At 72.3% G+C, this 21,033-nt stretch carries 16 protein-coding genes and 1 pseudogene; 9 read left to right on the top strand and 8 right to left on the bottom strand.

Annotated elements, in window-relative coordinates:
- Positions 1-174: 174 nt before the first annotated feature.
- The 7 genes from ACW9J6_RS24605 (at position 175) to ACW9J6_RS24575 (ending at position 10,640) form a co-directional block, all read left to right on the top strand.
- Entirely contained in the window at positions 175-393 is a 219-nt protein-coding gene (locus tag ACW9J6_RS24605) for an MbtH family protein (protein WP_457119074.1), read from the top strand.
- Positions 386-4,444: a non-ribosomal peptide synthetase gene (locus ACW9J6_RS24600; protein WP_457119073.1), complete on the top strand. Its 4,059-nt coding sequence runs from the start codon at positions 386-388 to the stop codon at positions 4,442-4,444. Before ACW9J6_RS24605 ends, ACW9J6_RS24600 begins: the two co-directional genes overlap by 8 nt.
- Before the next feature lie 139 nt (positions 4,445-4,583).
- Positions 4,584-5,906, top strand: coding sequence for a lysine N(6)-hydroxylase/L-ornithine N(5)-oxygenase family protein (locus ACW9J6_RS24595; protein ID WP_457119072.1), 1,323 nt, complete (start codon positions 4,584-4,586; stop codon positions 5,904-5,906).
- Positions 5,903-6,769, top strand: a complete 867-nt coding sequence (locus tag ACW9J6_RS24590; protein ID WP_457119071.1) for an alpha/beta hydrolase — start codon at positions 5,903-5,905, stop codon at positions 6,767-6,769. Before ACW9J6_RS24595 ends, ACW9J6_RS24590 begins: the two co-directional genes overlap by 4 nt.
- Positions 6,770-6,920: 151 nt before the next feature.
- Positions 6,921-7,802, top strand: coding sequence for an ABC transporter substrate-binding protein (locus tag ACW9J6_RS24585; protein ID WP_457119070.1), 882 nt, complete (start codon positions 6,921-6,923; stop codon positions 7,800-7,802).
- Complete coding sequence (gene fhuB, locus ACW9J6_RS24580; protein WP_457119069.1) at positions 7,795-9,783, top strand: Fe(3+)-hydroxamate ABC transporter permease FhuB; 1,989 nt, start codon at positions 7,795-7,797, stop codon at positions 9,781-9,783. The genes ACW9J6_RS24585 and fhuB overlap by 8 nt, the downstream gene beginning before the upstream one ends.
- A 59-nt stretch (positions 9,784-9,842) precedes the next feature.
- A complete protein-coding gene (locus ACW9J6_RS24575) occupies positions 9,843-10,640 on the top strand; it encodes an ATP-binding cassette domain-containing protein (protein ID WP_457119068.1) in 798 nt (265 codons plus the stop codon).
- Positions 10,641-10,679: 39 nt separating this feature from the next.
- Here the strand turns inward: ACW9J6_RS24575 and ACW9J6_RS24570 are convergent, their stop codons facing one another.
- The 3 genes from ACW9J6_RS24570 to ACW9J6_RS24560 form a co-directional block, all read right to left on the bottom strand.
- Positions 10,680-12,869: a TonB-dependent siderophore receptor gene (locus ACW9J6_RS24570; protein ID WP_457119067.1), complete on the bottom strand. Its 2,190-nt coding sequence runs from the start codon at positions 12,867-12,869 to the stop codon at positions 10,680-10,682.
- Positions 12,870-13,582: 713 nt separating this feature from the next.
- On the bottom strand, positions 13,583-14,011 hold the full coding sequence (locus ACW9J6_RS24565; RefSeq protein ID WP_457119066.1) for a DUF805 domain-containing protein: 429 nt from the start codon (positions 14,009-14,011) through the stop codon (positions 13,583-13,585).
- 47 nt (positions 14,012-14,058) lie between these two features.
- The gene (locus ACW9J6_RS24560; RefSeq protein ID WP_457119065.1) at positions 14,059-14,382 is read right to left on the bottom strand and encodes a hypothetical protein; all 324 of its coding nucleotides are present in this window, start codon (positions 14,380-14,382) and stop codon (positions 14,059-14,061) included.
- A gap of 183 nt (positions 14,383-14,565) precedes the next feature.
- Here ACW9J6_RS24560 and ACW9J6_RS24555 point away from each other — a divergent pair.
- A pseudogene (locus ACW9J6_RS24555) lies at positions 14,566-14,855 on the top strand (transposase); the annotation flags it as partial.
- A 76-nt stretch (positions 14,856-14,931) separates the two neighbouring features.
- On the top strand, positions 14,932-16,005 hold the full coding sequence (locus tag ACW9J6_RS24550) for a helix-turn-helix domain-containing protein (RefSeq protein WP_457119064.1): 1,074 nt from the start codon (positions 14,932-14,934) through the stop codon (positions 16,003-16,005).
- 294 nt (positions 16,006-16,299) lie between these two features.
- On the opposite strand, the gene ACW9J6_RS24545 is transcribed toward ACW9J6_RS24550, so the two are convergent.
- The 5 genes from ACW9J6_RS24545 to ACW9J6_RS24525 all read right to left on the bottom strand — a co-directional run bounded on the left by ACW9J6_RS24545 (position 16,300) and on the right by ACW9J6_RS24525 (position 21,007).
- Positions 16,300-17,223: a MurR/RpiR family transcriptional regulator gene (locus ACW9J6_RS24545; RefSeq protein WP_457119063.1), complete on the bottom strand. Its 924-nt coding sequence runs from the start codon at positions 17,221-17,223 to the stop codon at positions 16,300-16,302.
- A complete protein-coding gene (locus ACW9J6_RS24540; RefSeq protein ID WP_457119147.1) occupies positions 17,223-18,128 on the bottom strand; it encodes an ABC transporter ATP-binding protein in 906 nt (301 codons plus the stop codon). The genes ACW9J6_RS24545 and ACW9J6_RS24540 overlap by 1 nt, the downstream gene beginning before the upstream one ends.
- A gap of 74 nt (positions 18,129-18,202) precedes the next feature.
- Positions 18,203-19,204, bottom strand: coding sequence for an ABC transporter ATP-binding protein (locus ACW9J6_RS24535; RefSeq protein WP_457119062.1), 1,002 nt, complete (start codon positions 19,202-19,204; stop codon positions 18,203-18,205).
- A gap of 2 nt (positions 19,205-19,206) precedes the next feature.
- Complete coding sequence (locus ACW9J6_RS24530; RefSeq protein WP_457119061.1) at positions 19,207-20,052, bottom strand: ABC transporter permease; 846 nt, start codon at positions 20,050-20,052, stop codon at positions 19,207-19,209.
- A gap of 13 nt (positions 20,053-20,065) precedes the next feature.
- The gene (locus ACW9J6_RS24525; RefSeq protein WP_457119060.1) at positions 20,066-21,007 is read right to left on the bottom strand and encodes an ABC transporter permease; all 942 of its coding nucleotides are present in this window, start codon (positions 21,005-21,007) and stop codon (positions 20,066-20,068) included.
- Positions 21,008-21,033: the final 26 nt, after the last annotated feature.

The following is a 21,033-nucleotide window of genomic DNA, read 5'->3' as shown; positions in this document are numbered from 1 at the left end:
GCTCCAGCACCCTCTCCCAAGGTCCCGCAGAGACCCCATGGACAAGGACGAGGGCGCGCCGCCGCGATTCAGGCCGCTCCCGAGAAAATCCGCGCCGACTGACGAAAAAGACGCTTCGGGACTAAATCCCGGGCGGCCCGGCTCGTCCTTGGGGATGTGGATCCGGGAGGCCCGATGACGAACGAAACGCTATGGTGCGTGGTCGAGGACCGCGAGGGGCGGCACTCGGTGTGGCCGCGGGAGCGCGAGATCCCGGTCGGTTGGACCGCCACGGGCTATGTCGGCCCGCGGGAGGCGTGTCTGGCCCATATCGACGCCGTCTGGACGGACCTCGCTCCGGCGGGGTGGCGGCGCACCCTCGCGGCCGGGCCGGAGGGCGTCCGCCATGGATGAGGTCGGGACGCGCTCCCCCCACCCGTCCGAGGACGGGATCGTCGCGATGGCCGAGGCCGGCGGCCCGCAGGCGCGCCCGGCGGGGCTGCCGCTCACGGTCGCGCAGAAGCGCATCTGGTCGCTCGGCCAGATCGGCGACCGCACCCTGTTCCCCCCGCAGGTGCTGGTGTTGCGGCTCCCCGATCGCGGGATCGACGCGCTCCTGCGGAGCGTGGCCGCCCGGCAGCCGAGCCTGCGGTCGCGGTTCCGGCGCTTTCCCGGCGGGCGCATCGAGCAGGTCGCGACCGCGCCCGACGCGCTCGCCGTCGAGACTCTCCCGCTCTCGCCCGCGCCCGGGGAGGCGGCCGAGGCGGCCCTCGAGCGGGCGGTGGCGGCCTTCGCCGGGCGCCCCTTCGACCTCGACCACGACCCGGCGTCGCGCTTCGCACGCGTGGCCCTGCCGGACGGGGAAGCGGCCCTCGTCGTCGTGCTCCACCCGATCGTGGCGGATCCGGCCTCGCTGCGGGTCCTCGCCGCGGAGATCCTGGCGGAAACCCGCCGGGAGGGCGCCCGGGCGCCGGTGGCGGATCCCGGCGACCTCGTGCGGGCCGAGCAGGCCTTCCTCGCCTCGCCCGCCTTCGCCGAGGCGCTCGCCCATTGGCGCGAGGCCCTGGCGGAGGAGCCGGCCGCGACGGCGCTGCCGGCCAAGCCCACCCTCGCCGGCGCGGCCGAGGGCGGCCGGGCCCGCCGGCCCTTCCGCATCGCGCCGGAGACGGTCGCCGCCCTGCGCGGGCTCGCGCGGGAGGCGGGAGTGCCGCTGGCGACGCTGCTCCTCACCGGTCTCGCCACGCTGCTCGCGCGCTACGGCGGGCACTGGACCGCGCGGCTCGGCACGGTGATCGAGAACCGCGACGCGCCGGGGCGCGCGGCGCTGATCGGCCGGATCGAGGACATCCTCCCCCTCGTCTGTCGGCTCGGGCCGGATCTGGGCTTCCTCGACGCGGCCCGGCAGGTGCAGCGCGGGCTCGACGAGGGGGTGGCGCGCCACGTTCCCTTCGAGCGGCTCGCGCAGGCCCTGTGGCGGCACGACGGCGACGCCACCGACGGTCTCGTCCGGACGGTGTTCGCCCTGCGCGAGCCCGTCCTCGGCGCGCAGGATCCCCGCCGCGCGACCCTGGTGTCCCACGCCCCGGGGGGAAGGGCGGATGCCGACCTTCTCGTCACCGCGATCCCGGCCCCCGACGGGAGCCTGGAGGGCGTGATGGACTTCGCCGAGGGCGTTCACGCGGCGAGCCTGGTCTCGCGGGCCGCCGATCATCTCGGGCGCATCCTCGCGGCGGCAGCCGCGAACGGCGCCGTGCGGCTGGGCCGCATCGCGCTCGTCGAAGCCGCCGAACTCGACCGCCTCTCGGCCCCCTATCCCGACGACGCTCTCGACGACGACCGCCCGGTGCACGACCTCATCGCCGATCACGGCCGCACCACGCCGGACCGGATCGCGATCATCTGGGGGGAGGAACGCTGGAGCCACGGCCGGCTCGACGCCCACGCCAACCGGATCGCCCATTGCCTGCGCGGGGCCGGGATCGGCCCGGAAGACTGCGTCGCCATCGCGATCCGACGCTCCCCGGAGGCGATCGCCGCGATGCTCGGCACGCTCAAGGCGGGAGGGGCCTACGTCCCGATCGAGCCGGACCATCCGCCCGCGCGCAACCACCACATCCTGCGCGATGCCGGCGTGAAGGTCGTCCTCACCCACGCCGCCCTGCGGGAGAAGATCCCCGCCGACATCGCCGCGACCGTGATCGCGCTCGACCGGACCGCTCTGGCGGCGCTGCCCGCGACCCCGCCCGCGACGCCGCCCGTGCATCCCGATCAGCTCGCCTACGTGATGTACACCTCGGGCTCGACGGGCAAGCCCAAGGGCGTCGCGGTCGAGCACGGCCCCCTCACGCACCACCTGCAGGCGACCGCGCGCGTCTACGGGATGAGCGCGGAATCCCGCGAACTCCCCTTCCTGCCCTTCTCGTCGGACGGGGGCCACGAGCGCTGGATGAACCCGCTGATGGTCGGCGGCAGCATCGTCCTGCCCGACCAGCCGCTCTGGACGCCGGACGAGACCCTGTCGGCCATGCGCCGCCACGGGGCGAACAACGCCTCGATCCCCACCACCTACCTCCAGCAGCTCGCCGAATGGGCGCAGGCCACCGACGGCGCGCCGCCGATGCGGCTCTACTCCTTCGGCGGCGAGGGCCTGCCGCAGGCGACCTTCGACCTGCTCTCCCGGGCCCTGAAGGCGGAGTGGCTGATCAACGGCTACGGGCCGACCGAGACGATCATGACCCCAATGGTCTGGAAGGTGCCCGCGGGCACGCGGTTCGAGGGGGCCTACGCGCCGCTCGGTCGCTGCGTCGGCCGCCGCCGGGCCTACATCCTCGATCCCGACCTCAATCCCTGCCCGATCGGCGTCACCGGCGAACTCTATCTCGGCGGCGAGGGGGTGGCCCGCGGCTATGTCGGGCGGCCCGGCGTCACGGCGGACCGCTTCGTGCCGGACCCCTTCGCGCCGCAGGGCGGACGGCTCTACCGGTCGGGCGACCTCGCGCGCTGGCGGGAGGACGGCTCGGTGGATTTCGTCGGGCGGGTCGATCTCCAGGTGAAGCTGCGGGGCTTCCGCATCGAGCTCGGCGAGATCGAGGCGGCCCTGCGCGCCCAGGAGGGGGTCGGCGAAGGCCTGGTGATCCTGCGGGAGGATGACGGCCGCAAGGCGCTCGTCGCCTACGCGGTGCCGAAGGCCGGCGCCGCGCTGGATCCCGAGGCCCTGCGCCGGGCCCTCGCCCGGCTGCTGCCGGACTACATGGTCCCGGCGGCCGTGGTGCCGCTGGCGCGCATGCCGACCAATCCCAGCAGCAAGCTCGATCGCGCCGCCCTACCGGCCCCGCCCGCCGCGCGCGCCGCCGCGGGCGAGCCGCCGGCCACGCCGCTCGAAACGGAGCTGGTGGCGCTCTGGCGCGACGTGCTCGGCGTCCCGGCGCTCGGCGTCACCGACGACTTCTTCGAGGCCGGCGGCAACTCGCTGTCGGCCGTGCGCATCGTCGCGCGCCTGCGGGAGAGCCGGCCGAAGGCCCGCGTCACGATCGCCGATCTCTTCAACGCGCCGACCGTGCGCCGCCTCGCCGCCTCCATCGCGCGGGGCGGCGAGGCGTTGGGCGGACAGGTCATCCGCCTGCGCGAGACCGGCGCGCGGCCGATGCTCTACTGCTTCCCCGGGCTCCTCGTCTCCACCCGCGAATACGTGAAGCTCGTGGACTTCCTCGGGCCCGATCAGCCGGCCACGGGCTTCATCTGCTACTCCCTCTCCGAGGAGAAGAAGCTCGACGCCTCGGTGGCGGAGATCACCGGCCGCTACGTCGAGCATATCCGGCGGGAGAGCGCCGGCCGGCCCTGCGCCTTCCTGGGGTGGTCCTGGGGCGGCCTCCTGGCCTACGAGGCCGCGCGGATGCTCGGCACCGAGGTGGATCTGCGCCTGGTGGGCATGGTCGACGTCTGCGACCTCGGGACCGAGTTCGCGATCGGCGCCGTGCCGCATTTCGCCCCCGGCGAGCGCGAGGCCCTGCACCGGCGGGTGACCGCGTGGCTCGGGCGCACGCGGATGCGGGCGGATTGGGACCGGCTGCTCGGCTCCATGGATGCGCGCACCTACGACCAGTTCCTGCGCTTCGTCGGCGACGAGGAGGACGGGCTGCCGGAGGACGGCCCCGACATCGCGAGCCGCGAGCACACGTTCTGGATCCTCATCGACAACGCGCTGATCTTCCGCCGCTACGAACCCCGGCCCTACGATTGCCCGATCCACGCCTGGGCGGCGGAGGACAGCCTGCATCGCGGCCTGAACCTGATGGATTGGCGCCGCCTCTCGCGGCGCGCGAACCCGGCGGAGATCATCGCGGGCACGAACCACCTCCACGTGATCGGGTCGAGCGCCTTCCACAGCCGCTTCGCGCACCGGCTGGAGGAGGCGATCCGGGGGACGTCCCCAACCCTGCCGGGACGAGACCGCCCGCCGGGATGACGCTCGGCGCCGGGGCCGCCGCCCCGGCCGCCGCGCCCCTCCCGCCGGGCGGGCGGCGCCCGCCCTCCCGACATCGCCGCGTGCCCCGCTCCGCCGGGCCGGGCGCGGCCCTGCCCCTCGATCGAAGGACCCTCTCTCCATGACCAGCCTGCGCCCCACGACCGGGAGCCTCGACCTCGCCGGCATCGGCATCGGCCCGTTCAACCTCAGCCTCGCCGCGCTCCTCGACGAGGTCGACGGGCTCACCGCGCGCTTCTTCGAGCGGCGGCCGCGCCTGGACTGGCATCCCGGCATGATGCTGCCCGACGTCGCGCTGCAATCCTCCTACCTGAAGGACCTCGTCACGGCGGCGAGCCCGACGAATCCCTGGTCCTTCGTGGCCTACCTCGTGCGCACGAAGCGCTTCTTCGCCTTCCTCAACGCCCATTACGACGCGGCGCCGCGGCGCGAATTCGCGCAGTACCTGGCCTGGGTGGCGCAGGCCCTGCCGACCCTGACCTTCGGCGCCGACGTGACCGAGGTGGCGCATGACGGATCCGACTTCGTGCTGAGCGTCGGGCCGGAGCGGGTCCGGGCCCGCAACATCGCCATCGGGGTCGGCATGACCCCGGCCCTGCCGGACTGGGCCAGGGGCCTCGATCCCGCCCGCTGCTTCCACGCCCACCGGGCGACCGAGCACCTTCCGGCCCTGCCCCACGGGCGGGTGGCGGTGATCGGCGGCGGCCAGAGCGGGGCCGAGATCGTCCAGCACCTGCTGTCGCAGAAAACGCCGATGACCCAGCTGACCTGGATCAGCCGGCGCCACAATTTCGAGCCGCTGAACGACACGCCGTTCTCGAACCAAGTCTTCTCGCCGGAATACGTCGATGCCTACCGGCGTCTCGCCGACGACCGCAAGGCGAGTGCCTTCGCGACGAGCGTGCTGACCAGCGACGGCATCTCGCCCGCCACCATTGACGCGATCTATCGCCGGCTCTACGCCATGCGCTACTTCGAATCTGACCCTGTGGAAGCCGTGCTCATGCCGCGCCGCGACGTGATCCAGGCCGCGGAGGAGGGCGGGTCCTACCGCCTCGTCATGCGCAACGAGTTCGACGGGGCCGTCGAGATGGTCCATGCCGACGCGGTCGTGCTCGCCACCGGCTACCGGTTCGCCCTGCCGGACGCGTTCGCGCCGCTGAAGCCCCGGCTCGCCACGGACCGGAAGGGACGGATGGTGCTGGGGGACGACTACGCCCTCGCCTGGGACGGCCCGGCGCACAACCGGATCTTCGCGCTCAATGCCGGGCGGCACAGCCACGGCATCGCGGATTCGCAGCTGAGCCTGATGGCGTGGCGCAGCGCGACCATCATCAACGCGCTCCTCGGCCGGGAGCGGTTCGACCTCGACCTGCCGGAGCCGATGGTCGCCTGGGCCTCGATCAATCCCGTCGAGGCGCGGGCGGCGGGGATCCGCGCGTGACCGGCGCGGAGGCCCCGGTCGTCCTCGCGGAGGCGGTGCGGTTCGACCTCGCGCCGGCCGAGGGCGCGGAGCCCTACCGCATCTTCCTGCGCCGCTCGCCGGGACCGCCCCCGGCCTCGGGATGGCCGGTCCTGTACCTGCTCGACGGCAACGCGGTCTTCGCCACGGCCTGCGACGCCATCCGCGTGCAGGCCGCCTGGCCCCTCGGCACCGGCATCCGCGACGCGGTGGTGGTCGCGGTCGGCTACCCCACCGACGCGGCCTACGACAGCGTGCGCCGCTCCTGGGATTACGGCCCCCCGCCGGGCGCCACCTATCCGCCGCACCGGGAGGGCGGCCCGGCGGTGCGCACCGGCGGCGCCGACCATTTCCTCGCCTTCCTGGACGGGATCGTGCGGCCCGAGATCGCCCGCCGCGTCCCCGTGGATCCCGCGCGGCAGGCGATCTTCGGCCATTCCTTCGGCGGGCTGTGCGTGCTGCACGCCCTGTTCACCCGCCCGGGGATGTTCACGCACTGGATCGCGGCGAGCCCCGCCATCTGGTGGGAGGATGCCGTGGTGCTCACCGCGGCGGGGGCCTACGCGGCGCGGACGGAGCGGCCGGCGGCCGAGGTCCTGATCACCGCCGCCGCCTACGAGCAGAGCCTCGCCCCGTTCCAGGTCGGCGCCGCGGACGAGGCCAAGCGCCGGGCGGATTACGCCGCGAGCCGCGTGGTCGACAACGCGCGCGCCATGAGCGAGCGCCTCGGGGCGCTCCCGGAGGTCCGCAGCCGCTTCGCCCTGGTCGAGGGCGAGACCCACATGTCCATCCTGCCGGTCGCGGTCAACCAGGCCCTCCGGTTCGCCCTGGGGACCTGGGAATGAGAAGCCGTCCGCCGGATCGACGCGATGGGCGTCCCCACCGGCCCGCGAGCCTGTCTCTCCCGCGCGAGGGTCGTCGGACCCGGCCGTTCTCCGTCACGGGCGCGGCGTGAGGCGCGCGCGCCCTCGACGCCTGGAGACCTCGTCCCGCCCCGTGGCCGCCCCCTCCCGCTGTCCCAACCGCCGCCGCGTGCTCGCCGGCCTCGGCGCCTGCGCGATCCCGCCGCTCCCCGCGGCCGCGGCGGGGCCGTCGCGGGTGGCGAGCCTCGATTACGGCCTCGCGCAGACGCTGATCGCGCTCGGCCGGCCGCCGGTCGGCCTCTCGGCGGTCGGCGGCTGGTCCACCTGGGTGGTGGAGCCGCCGCTCCCGGCCGGGATCGTCGATCTCGGGACGGCGCGGGAGACCAATTTCGAACTCCTTCAGCAGCTCAAACCCGACCTCATCGTCTCGACGCCCTACCTGGAGCGCCTGCGCCCGCTCCTGGCCCGCGTCGCGCCGGTGGAGAGCTTCGCCATTCACGCCACCGATTCCCCGCCCTGGCCCCACCTCGTCGCGGCGACGCGCCGGCTCGGGGACCTGTTCGGCGCCGCCGACCGGGCCGAGGCGTTCCTCGCGGAGATCGACGGCGCGCTCGCGGCCAGTGCCCCCCGCGTCGCCCCCTGGCGGGACCGCCCGGTCCTGCTGGTGTCCTTCCAGGACGCCCGCAACGTCTGGGTCTTCGGCCGGAACAGCTTCTACGACGACGTGCTGCGGCGGCTCGGCCTCGCCAACGGCTGGGCCGGCCGGACCAATCCCTGGGGCTTCGCGGCGGTGGGGATGGAGGCCCTCGCGCGGGTGCGCGACGCCCGGCTGATCTGCTTCGACCCCGTGCCGCCGGAGGCGCTGCGGCTCATCGCCGACAGCGCGATCTGGCGGGCGACGGGCTTCTCCGCGCCCGGCCGGCTCGTGCGCCTGCCGCCGGTCTTCGCCTTCGGCACCCTGCCGTCGGCCGCCCGCTTCGCCCGCCTCCTGGCGGAGGCCGCGGCGCATGCGTGAGTCGCCGCGCGCGCCCGCCCTCGCCGTGCTCCTCCTCGGCTGCCTCGGCGCGGGCGCCACGGCGCTGGTCCTGAGCGCCCACCTGCCCCCGGCGGCCTGGATCCCGGCCCTCATCGCCCCGGCGCCCGACGATCTCCCGCAACTCCTCGTCCATGACAGCGTCCTGCCGCGCCTCGCGGTGGCGCTCCTGGCGGGCGCCGGCCTCGCGCTGGCGGGCGCGGTGCTCCAGCAGACCCTGCGCAACCCGCTCGCCTCGCCGACCACCCTGGGGATCGAGGCCGGCGCCCAGCTCGCCCTGGCGCTGGCGACGCTCGTCGCGCCCGCGCTGCTCGGACCGGGCCGCGACGCCGTCGCCCTCGCCGGGGGCGCGGGGGCGGTGGCCATCGTGTTCGGCCTCTCCTGGCGCGACCGGCTGGCCCCGCTCACCGTGATCCTGGCCGGGATGGTCGTCGCGATGGTCTGCGGGGCCGCCGCCGCCGGCCTCAGCCTCCTCAACGAGGAGGCCCTCCGGGGACTGACGGTGTGGGGCAGTGGGGCGCTCAACCAGCAGGATTGGTCGGTGGCGGCCCCCCTCGCCGGGCGCGTCCTCGTCCTGGCCGGTCCGGTCGCGCTGCTGGCGCGACCCCTTCAGCTCCTCGACCTCGACGAGTCGGCGCGGAGCCTCGGCCTGTCGGTCGCGCGGATCCGGCTCGTCGGCCTCGGCCTCGCCGTCGCGCTCACCGCCGCGGTCGTGAGCGCGGTCGGCGTGATCGGCTTCGTGGGCCTCGCCGCGCCGGCCCTCGCGCGCGCCCTCGGCCTCCATCGCTTCGGGCCGCGGCTCCTGTGGAGCGGGCTCCTCGGCGCGGGGCTCCTGTGGGTGACCGATGCCGGGCTGCAGGCCGTCGAGGCGTTGGCCGGGGTGAACGTGCCCACCGGCGCGGCGACCGCGCTCCTCGGCGCGCCGATCCTGCTCTGGCTGATGCCGCGGCTGCGCCTCGCGCCCGCGGCCGAGCCCGTCCCGGCCGCCACCCCGCGCCGGGCGCGGACCGGCGGGAGACTGGTGGCGCTCGCCCTCCTCGCCCCGCTCCTCGGCCTCGCCTGCCTGGTCGTCGGACCCTCCCCGGGCGGCGGGCTCGCCGTCGCGCGCCTTTCCGACCTCGCGCCGCTCCTCCCCTGGCGCTGGCCGCGCACCCTCGCGGCGGGCTCCGCCGGGGCGATGCTCGCCGTCGCCGGGTTGCTGCTGCAGCAACTCACGCGCAACCCGGTGGCGGGTCCGGAGGTGCTCGGCGTGAGTTCGGGCGCGGCGCTCGGCCTCGTGCTGGTGCTCTTCCTCGCGGCCACGCCGACCTACGGCCTGCAGGTCGCCGCCGCCGCGCTCGGCAGCGCCGCCGTCGCCGGAACGCTCCTCGCCCTCGGGCGGCGCGCGGCCGGGCCCGACCAGATCCTGATCACCGGGATCGCCCTCGGCGCCCTGTTCTCCGCCGGGATGGCGGTCCTGGCGGCGGGGGGCGATCCGCGCCTGCTGCTCGTGGCGAGCTGGCTCGCCGGATCGCTCTCCGACGTAAGCCCGCAGGTCGCCGTCGGCGCCGCCGCCAGCGCGGCGATCCTGGTGCCGGCCTGCTTGCTCCTGGTGCGCTGGCTCGACCTCGCGGTGCTCGGCCCGGGCGCGATGCGGGCGCTCGGCGTCTGCCCGCGCCGGGCGAGCCTCGCCATCCTGGCGCTCGCCGCGGCCCTGACCGCGGCGGCGACGCTCGCCGTGGGGCCGCTGAGCTTCGTGGGCTTCGTGGCCCCGCACCTCGCGCGGCGCCTGGGCTTCGCCCGCGCGGGCGAGCGGATCGCCGCCTCCGCGCTGATCGGCGCCGGCCTGCTGGTGGCGGCCGACGGCATCGGGCGCGTCCTCGCCCCGCCGTTCCAGGTGCCGGCGGGCCTGATCGGCACGGTGCTCGCCGGGCCGCTCCTCATCGGGCTGCTGCAGCCCGGGCGCCGCCGGGGGCCGGCATGAGGGCCGACCGAGAGGCCGGCCCGCACCGGCGCCGCCCACCCCGTCACGGAGCGCCCCCGATGCTCGCACCCGCCCCGGGCGCCGCGCTGTTCTCCCTCGAGGCGGTGACCGTCGCGGCGGCCGGGCGCGTGCTGCTGGCGCCGCTGACGCTGACGCTGCCGGCCGGGCGCGTCACCGGGCTCATCGGCCATAACGGCTCGGGCAAATCGACCCTGCTGAAGCTCCTCGCCCGCGCGCACAGCCCGAGCGGGGGCACGATCCGCTTCGACGGCCAGCCGCTCGCGGCGTGGAGCGACCGGACCTTCGCCCGCCGGGTCGCCTACCTGCCCCAGCAGCCGCCCTCCGCCGCGGGGCTGCTGGTGCGCGAACTCGTGGCGATGGGCCGCTACCCCTGGCACGGCGCGCTCGGCCGCTTCGGCGCCCGCGATCGGGAGGCGGTCGCCGAGGCGATGGCGCTGACCGGCGTCGCGCGCTTCGCCGCCCGCCCGGTCGAGACGCTGTCGGGCGGCGAGCGGCAGCGGGTCTGGCTCGCCATGCTGGTCGCGCAGGATGCCGGGTGCCTGCTCCTCGACGAGCCGATCTCGGCCCTCGACGTCGCCCATCAGGTCGAGGTTCTCGCCCTGATCCGGCGCCTGTCCGCCGAGCGCGGCCTCGGCGTCGTGGTGGTGCTGCACGACGTCAACATGGCGAGCCGCTTCTGCGACGCCCTGGTGGCCCTCCACAGCGGCCGGGTCATCGCCGCGGGCCCGCCCGACTCCGTCGTGACGCCGGAGGGGCTCGCGGCGATCTACGGCGTCGCGATGGGCGTGATGCCCCATCCCGACACCGGCCGGCCCCTCAGCTTCGTGCGCGGGTGAGGCCGGCGGCGGGATGCCCTCGCCCGCGCGCCGCGCCGATCACCACCGGTAGATCAGGCTGCCCAGCACCGTCGCGGGGGCGCCGCGATAGCAGTAGCCGGACTGACAGGTGTAATAATTCCGGTCGAAGATGTTGTAGCCGTTGATCTGCGCGCGCAGGCCCTTGTACTTGGGATCGATCGCCTCGAAATCGTACGACACCAGCGCGTCGAACTGGGTCACCGTGGGGTTGCGGAACGTGTTCTGATCGTCCGCGAAGCTGCTGCCGGTGTAGCGGATGCCGCCGCCGAGGGTGAGGCCGCGCAGGGGCGAACTCGCCGGGAAGAGGTAGGTCAGGAACGCCGTGAAGGTGTCGCCGGGAATACCCGAGAGGCGGTTGCCGTCGAGCGTCTCGCCGAGCGCGGAGGTCTGGCGCAGGTAGCTGACATTGAGGTGCGTGTAGGCGACGGTCAGGTTCGTGCCCGGCGCGACCGCGGCGGTCGCCTCGGCCTCGAAGCCGCGCGACCGGACGGCGCCGGTGGCGACCTGGTTCGCCGGATTGGTCGGGTCTGTGCGCAGGACGCTCGACTGCACGATGTCGAAGCCCGCGAAGGCCGCCTGGATGTTCGTGCCGGGGATCAGGGCCTTGACGCCCGCCTCGATCTGGTCGCCGGTGGCCGGCTTGAACGCCTCGCCCCTGAGATTGGTCCCGACCTGCGGCGTGAACGTCGTCGCGTAGCTCGCGTAGGGAACCAGGCCCGGAGCCAGAGTGTAGTTCAGGCCGACGCGCCCCGTGAACGCGCTGTCGTCCTGGCGCGTCGCGATCCCGTCCTTGTCCCGATTGTTCTGGAAGACCCAGTCCTGGCGCCCGGTCAGCGTGAGGACGAAGTCCCCGAACTTGGCCTGATCCTGAAGGTAGAGTCCGAGCTGGCTCTGCGCCTGACGCGCCGTCGGGCCGAGGGCCGGGGCGACGATCGGCTGCGCGCCGTAATTGCGCGTGAGCAGGTCGAGCGGGGGAGCGGCGCCGAAGCCCGAGCGCGTCCCGAAATCGTAATGGGTGAAATCCAGGCCGGCGAGCGCCGTGTGGGCGACCGGGCCGGTGGCGAAGTGGGCCTCGATCTGGTTGTCGAGGGTCTCCTGGCGCAGCGCCTCGCGGAGATAGCCCGTCGATCGCGTGCCGGTCGTGCGCTCGTCGTCGATCGAATCGATCTGCGAGTAGCGGAAATCGACGAACGTCCCGTAGTGGCGGAAGTTCTGCCTGACGATGAGGTCGGGCGTGACCTTATGCTCGAAGGCGTAGCCGATGCGATACTGCTCCTGATTGACGTCGTTGAAGCGCGGATCGGCGTTGAAGAGGGAGGTGATGCGGAAACCGGGATCGTTGAAGAAGGTCATGCTGCCGGGCAGCGTGCTCTTCTGGTACTCGCCGAGAAGCGTGACGGTGGTGTCCGCGGACGGCTTCCACGTGAAGGCCGGGGCGATGGCGACGCGGTCGTCCTTGGTGCCGAGCCCGGCGAAGGTGCCCGACTGGCGGCCCAGGCCGGTGAGCCGATAGGCCATGGTGCCGCCCGAGCCCTCGACCGGCCCGCCCAGATCGAAGGCCCCCTGGTAGCGGTCGAAGGAGCCGCCCTGGAGCCAGACCTCGCCGAACGGCGTGAAGACGGGCCGCTTGGTGGTGGCGTCCAGGATGCCGCCGGGAGACCCCAGGCCGTAGAGGCCCGACGCCGGCCCGCGCAGGATCGTCACCGCCTCCAGGCCGTAGGGCTCGATCCGCGGGAGCGTCAGGTTGGCCCCGACCTGCCGGAGCCCGTCGCGGTAGATGCCGTTGTAGGTGATGTCGAAGCCGCGCACCGTGATGGAATCGAAGCGGGGGTCGAAGCCCGAGACGTTCGTCGCCGCACCCGGCGTGTAGGACAGGGCCTCGTTCAGGGTCTGCACGTTGCGGTCGTTCAGCTGCTCACGGGTGAGGACCGAGACGGATTGCGGCGTCTCGATCAGCGGCGTGTTCGTCTTCGTCGCGGTCGGGGAGATGCGCGCCGTGTAGCCGGTCACCCCGGACGGCCCGCCCCCGCCGCCGCTGGTGGCCGCGGTGCCGCCGTCGCCCCGGCTGATCCCGCCGGAGACGGGGCCGGTCCGGGCGCCCTCCACCGTGATCTGGTCGAGCGGGATGGTGGCCTCCTGCGCGAGGGCCGGTCCGGCGAGGGCGGTTGTTGCGATCAGGAAGGCGAGATGTGCGGTGCGGTTGGACATGAGCGAGCCCCGATCGCAGCTGGGTTGCCGCAGGTGCCGCTCTGATCGCAAATGACAATTTGAGGGTCAAGGCAACAACGTGACATATTTACAACTCTCTCTGTTCTATGGCCATAAAATGAAACTTATGAATTTCAATCATTCTAGCTTACGCGCGTCGCTCAAAAACTATTCCAATCAAGACGTGACGCTTTCGGAAGTCGGAACGTTGACGGTCTGAACGATCGCGCGGACCGGCGAACCGCGCCTGCCGCTTGTCCCGCATCGCCTGCGGCGGAGAAGGGGTGCTCCGCGCGTGACATCCGACGCGCCGCCCTCCGCCACCGGACCTACCGTGTGTGCGCATCTGGATTGCCGGCTCACCGAATGACCGCGTCCGGACTGCGCGACACTCCTCATGCTGAGGTGCCGCGCAGCGGCCTCGAAGCACCCCAGAACGCTCATCCAAGAGAAATGGTACCTTGGACGACATGCTCTGGGGGTGCTTCGAGGCTGCTGCGCAGCACCTCAGCATGAGGAGGTGGTTTTATTGCCACTTATGGAGTTTATATTCCATTTAGCATTCTATTGCTGCATCAAGTCTGATGGGCTCCCAGATATTCGGCCGAGAATGTATCCCACAATGTCGATTAGGCCGTTAGGGTCCACACTCAATCAGCATCAGATTGCGCTTCATGATTCGGCTTTGTGCTCAGGTCGTGCCAGAACCTGTCTCAGGCAGAGGCCGCGAGCGGAGAGGCGGCCGTGACACCGTCGAGTGGATCGGGGCCGAACGGGTTCGGCCCCCGCGTGCCACGCAAGAGGCCGCTCTCGATCATGTACCAGATCTGTCCGATGATCGGGATCAAGATGATGAGCTGGAACCAGCCCGACCGGCCCCGATCATGGCAACGCTTGGCGTTCACGCAAATTCCCGACCAGATGGACAGGACCGTATAGCCCAGCGAGAGCAGGATGGATGGCAGGGCAGCGATGCCGGTGACCGTCACATCACCGTTGTCTCCAACGGTTCCGGAGAACAGGGAATTCAGCAGGGACGCGACCAGTGCGGCGACCACGGCGACGCCTAGGTAGATCAGCATGGCGAGCCAATACTGGCTGCGTGGAATACGGCCCTCGATCGTGAAGAGGAGCTTTCTCATGTGCGATTCCTGTGCCGGGCACTTGGAACGAAACGGACGTGAGCCGATCAACGCGTATAAGTGAAAGTCGAGATTTCGCAGACGTTGATGTTCCGCTTGATAATCTCGCTTCCGTTCTGGAATACGGCCCGGAAATCGAAACGGCAAGCTCCCGTACCGTCATCAATGTCGATGTCGAACGTTTCACCGTTCGCAATTGTATCACGACCTAAAATATCTTCCTCCCAATTGTTTGATCCTATGCTAGAAGCATAAAAATGCTTGAGTGTCAACCCAGTTTTGTTGACGATATCGACGTGCCGATTGGCAGCCATCGCCACTTGACTGGAGATAATCATGATCATGGCAGTGCTTAAGAGGATACGGGTCATGGAAGATCTCGTTGTTGCTACACCGTCTCCATGGCACACCCGTGCTGGGTCTCCAACGATAACCCGCGGCGGATCAAGATATTGGGACGCCCAGTCAAATGCCCTGGTGCACCGTGCCGTGCTGCACGGCTTGCATGACCATCCTCCGCAACGGGTGCTCAGCGGCGACGCAGCGCGCAACGGATTCCGCCCACTTGCCGCCGATGTCGGCGATCTCCCGTCAGACCTGTACAGGCGTCCCCGAGCGACCTGACGGAGGCGCAAGGGGCGCTGATCGCCCCCATGCTGTCGGGCGACGATCCGCTCCAGGTCGACCTGGGCGAGATGGTCAACGCCTGCCTGTGCTTGGGAAGAACGGCTGCCCGTGGCGCTCCCTGCCGAGCGACGTTGGACCGTGGGCGACGGTGTGCACGTGGCACGACCGGTTCCGCGCCGACGGGATCCGGTCGGAAGCCGCTGCCGTGCTGACGCGGCCGGCCCCTGAGTCCTCGACGGCATCTGACACCTGGAGAAGCGCCGGAACGGCGTTCCCTTGGGTCCGATCTTGCGTTGCGCGATATTTCTGCCCTAAAGGCAGCAAACGAAAAATCGGTCGAGCAATTGATGTCCGACATTGGAGCGATCGGCCGCAAAGCGGTGAGTCTGCAATTCTCGACCGATGTGGCAGCGCCATCCGGCCAGTGCGGTTTTGAGGCGTATCACGATCTCTACGCGACAGCGGCCGATGTGGTGAGGCTGGACGAGACCTTCGCGGTCGCGGTCACGGCCGAGCGCCTCGGCGGCATGATCCTGTTCGACCGACAGCTTCGAGGCGTCGCGCACGTGCGCCCGCACCGGCGGGTTCTGCGCAGTGGCTTTGACCATTTCACGGCACAAATCGTCCTTGACGGAGCCCTCTCGGTCGGGACGCCGGAGGGCATTCGGATCGTTGGGCCAGGCGAGTGTGCGCTCATCGACATGAGCCAGCCTATGGAGACGAGGGCCAGCCAAGCCCGCGTCATCACGCTCTCGATCCCGCGCGACGTGATCGAAGCGGCCGTGCCCGAGCCCGGGCGCCTGCACGGTGGGGTCCTGCCGCAGGACCGCGCCCGTCTGCTCACTGGGTTCCTGCACGCTGCGCTCGACGAGATGCCTCGCCACGGCGCGGGTGACCGCCAGCGGTTCGAGCGTGTGACCGCAGAACTTCTCGCTCTCGCCCTTGCAGACTACGCCCCGCCCGCGGCGGGACTGGTGCGGACGGCCACCGCAGCGATCTGCCGCCGCCGGGCACGGGTCTACATCGACGCGAATTTGGGAGCGACGCCGGACGATGTCGCTCGGGCCATCGGCGTGTCGCGCTCAGTGCTCTACCGGGCCTTCGAGCCGACCGGTGGCGTCACCCGCGAGATCCGCTCCCGCCGGCTCGCCCGCCTGCGTGCCGTGCTGGCGCGGCCCGACGAGGGCGGTCGGATCTCCGATCTCTCCCGTGCCTGCGGCTTCTCAAGCCTGTCCAATTGCAGCCACGCCTTCAAGGCGGCCTACGGCCTTTCGCCGAGCGACTACCGCCGCCTCATATGGGCCGAAGGCTGGCCAAGCGCCGCCTCCCCTCAAGGCCTCGCCGAATGGTGGGACGATCTGCGCTGAACCGTCGCCGTTTCGGCATCCTGACAGTGTGTCGGGGTGTTCGAACCTCGGTCCAGTTCCAGTCGGTGCGATCCCCCCGCTCGCAGCCCTCGTCAGCCAGAGCGCCAAAGCCTGAAACACCCGCGACTTCGCCACGGTTACCGGTGGCTTCATCGATCGGACTGACGGAGTTGGATGTTTCGGAGTCGTGTGCACGCGGCAGCGCGCCGGACGGAGGGCGCAGGCGGGCCTGGGCCGGGTCGCGCGGGACGGCCCGCCGTCGCGAGGGCGGCGAGGGACGGGCGCGCCCGCCGGCTACTCGCCCGCGAGCGCCGGCGCGTCGTCGCTGTCGAGCTGCTCGCGCTGGAGGAGGTCGTGGATGGCGGCGAGCCGCCGCGCCGCGCCGCCGCCGAGTGCGAGGCCGAGCCGGACGCTCAGGATCTCGATGACGATGAGCTGCGCGATGGTGGCGTCGGTGCCGACCCGCATGGTCGCGTCGCCCGGCACGTCGACCGAGAGCAGGATGTCGGCGGCGCGGTGAAGCGGCGTGCCCGTGCGGGTGATGGCGACCACCGTGGCGCCGGCCCGGCGCGCCACCTGGACGGTGCGCAGGAGGCCCGGCATGCGGCCCACGTAGGAGATCGCCACCAGCACGTCGCCCTTGGTCAGGCAGGAGGCCGCGGAGAGCTGGAGATGGGCGTCCGAGAAGGAGTTCGACGGGATGCCGAGCCGAAACAGGCGGGCGTGGAGGTCGTGGGCCAGGAAGTGCGAGGTCGCGCCGGTGCCGGCGGCGTCGACGCGCCCGGCCGCGCGGATCGCCGCCACCGCCTCCTCGATCCGGGCCGGGTCGATGCTCGACTGCCACTCGGCCAGCATCGAGGTCACGCTGCCGACCACGTTGCGCACGACCTCGCCGGGCGCGTCGGTGGGCCGGACGCTGCGGTGGACGTAGGGGGTGCCGAGCGCCAGCGAGCCCGCGAGCTTCAGCTTCATGTCGCGCACGCCCTCGCAGCCGACCGCGCGGGCGAAGCGCACGATGGTCGGCGCGCTCACCCCCGCCCGCTCGGCCAGGAGCTCGACCCCGGTCTGGACCGCCCATTCGGGGTCCGCGACGATCATCCGGGCGATCCGGCGCTGGGTCTCGGGCAGGTCGTCGAGGCTCTCGCGCAGATTGCGCAGGAGGTCGGAGGACGGCGCGGAATCCGGGCCGCGCTCGCTCCTCCCGGCGCCGTCCGGCATCAGGCCGCCTCCCGCATCTCGGACGCGTCGCGCAGGCAGGCGAAGCGGTGACCCGCCCCGGCCTCCCGCATGGGCGGGACGTCGCCCGCGCAGGCGGCGACCGCCAGCGGGCAGCGGGTGCGGAAGACGCAGCCCGACGGCGGCGCGAGCGGGCTCGGGATGTCGCCCTTGAGGAGCCGGGCGATGCGCGGCGCGTCGGGATCGGCCTTCGGGGAGGCCGCCAGCAGCGCCCGCGTGTAGGGATGGCGGGGGCGGGCGACCACCTCGGCGGTCGGGCCGATCTCCATGACGCGGCCGAGATAGAGCACCACCACCCGGTCGCAGAGGAGTTCGACCACGTCGAGGTCGTGCGAGATGAACAGCATGGCGAGCCCGAGCCGCGCCCGGAGATCCTGCAGCAGGTTGAGCACCTGCGCCTGGACCGACACGTCCAGCGCCGAGACCGGCTCGTCCGCGACGATCAGCTTCGGCTCGACCGCCAGCGCCCGGGCGATGCCGATGCGCTGGCGCTGGCCCCCCGAGAATTCGTGCGGGAAGCGGTCGAGATGCGCGCCCGGCAGGCCGACGAGGTCGAGGAGTTCGGCCATGCGGGCGCGGCGGTTGCCGCGCGCCAGCCCGTGCGCGTCGAGCGCCTCGCCCAGGATGCCGGAGACCCGCAGCCGCGGGTTGAGGCTGGCATAGGGGTCCTGGAAGATCATCTGCGCCCGGCGGCGCAGGGGCCGAAGCCGCCGCTCGGGGAGCGTCGAGACGTCCTCGCCCGCGAAGCGGATCGCGCCGGCGGTGGGGTCGACGAGGCGCAGGGCGAGGCGCCCGATGGTCGACTTGCCGGAGCCCGATTCGCCCACGAGCCCGACCACCTCGCCGGTTGCCACCGCGAAGCTCACATCCTCCACCGCGCGCACCATCGCGGGCGGGCGCCCGAAGCGCTTGGTCAGGCCCTCGACCTCCAGGATCGGGCCGATCGGATCGATCGGGTCGCTCACATCTCCCTCCAGTACAGGCAGCGGGCGGCGCGGTCGTCCGCGATCGCCTCCAGGGGCGGCGCGGTGGTGCGGCAGGGCTCCCGCACCCGCTCGCAGCGGGGCGAGAACGCGCAGGCGTCGCGGATCGCCGCCGCGCCGCCGAGGGAGCCCGGGATCGAGCGGACGTGGCGGCGGCCGTCTGCTCCCCGCGCGGCCCGCGCCGGCAGGGAGTCGAGGAGGCCCGCCGTGTAGGGGTGGCGCGGGTGGCGGAACAGCCCGCCGACCGGCCCGGTCTCGACGATGCGGCCGGCATACATCACCGCCACCCGGTCGGCGATCTCGGCGACCACGCCGAGATTGTGGGTGATGAACAGCACGCCCATGCCGGTCTCGCGGCGCAGGCGGTCGATCAGCGCCAGGATCTGGGCCTGGATCGTCACGTCGAGGGCGGTGGTCGGCTCGTCGGCGATGAGCAGGCGCGGGTGGCAGGCCATGGCGAGCGCGATCATCACCCGCTGGCGCATGCCGCCCGACATCTGGTGGGGATAGTCGTGCAGGCGCTTGGCGGCGGCCGGGATCTCGACCAGTTCCAGCATCTCCTGCGCCCGGCGCAGGGCGGCGCGCCGGTCGAGGCGCAGGTGGAGCCGGACCGATTCGGCGATCTGCTCGCCGGCGGTGAGCACCGGATTGAGGCTCGTCATCGGCTCCTGGAAGATCATGGCGATCTCGGCGCCGCGCAGGCGCCGCACCCGCTCCGGCGCCGCCCGGGCGAGGTCGATCTCCTCCCCGGCCCGGGTCCGGTAGAGGATGCGGCCCCGCGCGATCCGGCCGGCGGGGCGCGGCAGCAGGCCCATGACGGCGAGGCTCGACACCGACTTGCCGGAGCCCGACTCGCCGACCAGCGCCACCGTCTCGCCCGGCGCGACCGCCACGTCGACGCCGGAGACGGGCGCGACCTCGCCCGCCTCGGTGGCGAAGCGGACCTCCAGGTCCTGGATGGAGAGGAGAGGGTCCGCCATTCTCACAGGGCCTTCCGCAGCTTCGGGTCGAGCATGTCGCGCAGGCCGTCGCCGAGGATCTGGAGCGAGAGGGCCGAGAGCACGATCGCGAGGCCCGGATAGAGCACGGTCCAGAAGGCCCGGTCGGCGTATTGCTGGCCGGACGCGATCATCGTGCCCCAGGTCGGGATCTCCGGCGGGACGCCCGCGCCCAGGAACGACAGCCCGGCCTCGGCCAGCACCGCGTAGGCGAAGATGAAGGTCGCCTGGATGAGGATCGGCGAGGCGACGTTGAGGAGGACGTGGACCGTGAGGATGCGCGGCGTGCTCACGCCCAGGGCCCGCGCCGCCTCCACGAAGGGCAGTTCGCGCACCACCAGCGTGGAGGCCCGCACCACCCGCACGACGCGGGGCGTGTACACGATGGCGAGCGCCAGAACGACGTTGCCGGCCGAGGCGCCGAGCACCGCGACGAGGAAGATCGCCAGCAGGATGTCCGGCAGGGCCATCAGGGCGTCGACCACCCGCATGATCGGTCCGTCGAGGCGGCGGTAATAGCCCGCCAGGATCCCGAACAGCGTGCCCACCCCCACCGCGGCGAGCACCACCGAGAAGCCGATGCCCAGCGACGCGCGGGCGCCGTAGATGATCCGCGAGAGGACGTCCCGGCCGAGTTCGTCGGTGCCGAGCCAGTGGTCGGGCGAGGGCGGGCGCAGGCGGCGCACCACCCGCATCGCACCGGGATCGTAGGGGGAGACGAGAGGGGCCGCGAGCGCCACCGCGACGATCGCGAGCAGCACCAGGGCGGCGAGGAGGACGAGCCTGCGGCGGAACAGGCGGCGCAGGAACAGGAAGGCGGGGGCATTCATGGTCTTAGCCCCGTCAGGAGGTCACGCGGGGATCGACGAGCCGGTAGATGACGTCGACCGCGAGGTTGATGAGGACGTAGAGGCCCGCCACCAGCACGAGCGCGCCCTGAATGACCGGATAGTCGCGCCGCAGCACCGCCGAGACCACGAGGTTGCCGATGCCGGGCAGGCCGAACACCGTCTCGGTGACGATGGCGCCGCCGATGAGCAGCGCGACGGTGAGGCCGAGCACGGTCACGATCGGCACCAGGGCGGTGCCGAAGGCGTGGCGGAGCACCACCCGGCTCTCCGGCAGGCCCTTGGACCGGGCGGTGCGGACGTAGTCGTTCGACAGCACGTCGAGCATGGAGGCGCGGGTGAAGCGGGTGATCAGCGCCGAGTTGACGATGCCGAGGACCAGCGAGGGCAGGACGAGGTGGTCGAGGCGCTGGGCGAGGCTCGCGCCGGGCTCCCCGTAGCCCGCCACCGGGAACCAGCCGAGGCGCACCGCGAAGACCTGGATCAGGATCAGCCCGAGCCAGAAGCTCGGGATGTTGGCGGCCAGCAGCGCCAGCCCGCTCACCGCCTGGTCGACCGCGCGGCCCCGCCAGACCGCCGAGACGATGCCGGCCGGCACCCCGACCAGGGCCGCGATGGCGACCGAGAACAGGGCGAGGAAGAAGGTCGGCTCGGCCCGGTCCCACAGCACCGTGGTGACCGGCTGCTGCAGGAAGATCGAACGCCCGAAATTGCCGGTGGCGATCTCCTTCAGCCAGAGGACGAACTGGACGAGGAGCGGCCGGTCGAGCCCGAAGGTCGCCCGCAGCCGCGCGACGTCCTCGGGCGTCGCCTGGTCGCCCAGCATGATGGCGGCCGGGTCGCCGGGCGCCAGGCGCGTGAGGAAGAACACCATGGCGGCGACCAGGAACAGCACCACCAGGAGGCCGCCGAGCCGGCGGCCGAGATAGGTCCACATCGGGATCGCTGCCCTCAAGGGTTCCG

The sequence above is a fragment of the Methylobacterium sp. JK268 genome (assembly GCF_054052225.1).
The sequence above is the reverse complement of the archived record's forward strand: the minus strand, read 5'-3'. Positions and strand labels throughout refer to the sequence as shown.